Below are 558 nucleotides of genomic sequence, written 5' to 3' on the forward strand. Positions count from 1 at the left end.
GGCGCTCTCTACCCTGGCCGCAATCGACCGCGAATACACGTTCGAGGAAATCGCCATCATGACGCGCGCGGCGCCAGCCAAGCTGCTCGGCTTGACGGATCGAGGCCATCTCGGCGCCGGCGCAACAGCCGACGTCGCTGTCTATCGCAGGGACCGCAGTATCGCCAAAATGCTCGGAGAGGCGGCGTATGTTTTCAAGGATGGCGATCTCGTCGTGCAAGACGGGGAAATCATCCATTACCGCTGGGGCAAGGCATTGAGGCTCAAGCCGCCTGTCGACAAGGCAATGGTGCGACGGCTCGAGGACTATCACCAGCAGCGCTACGGCCTGTCGCTGGACTGGTTCAATTTCCCGGATTCCGCGATTGCGCGCGAACAGCCATTCGGCGAGGTGCCATGCCGAACATGAGCATCAATGGCGTAACGATCGACGATACCTTCGCGGAAGCCTTCGGCATGCGCGCAACCGCCATCGTCATCACCGCGCCGAGCCGGAAATGGGCTCGCGAGGCGGCGATCACAATGACCGGCTTCGCCACCTCGGTGATCGGTTGCGGC

General features: G+C 62.4%; 1 protein-coding gene and 1 pseudogene. Both read left to right on the forward strand.

Annotated elements, in window-relative coordinates; all coding sequences use genetic code 11:
- Positions 1–409: amidohydrolase family protein (locus tag EN914_RS37755; protein ID WP_164779294.1), on the forward strand; the 409-nt coding region annotated here is incomplete at its 5' end.
- A pseudogene (locus EN914_RS37760) lies at positions 397–558 on the forward strand (formylmethanofuran--tetrahydromethanopterin N-formyltransferase); the annotation flags it as partial. The gene EN914_RS37755 and the pseudogene EN914_RS37760, both read left to right, overlap by 13 nt.

The organism is Mesorhizobium sp. M7A.F.Ca.CA.001.08.2.1, from assembly GCF_003998455.1.
Classification (GTDB): domain Bacteria; phylum Pseudomonadota; class Alphaproteobacteria; order Rhizobiales; family Rhizobiaceae; genus Mesorhizobium; species Mesorhizobium ciceri.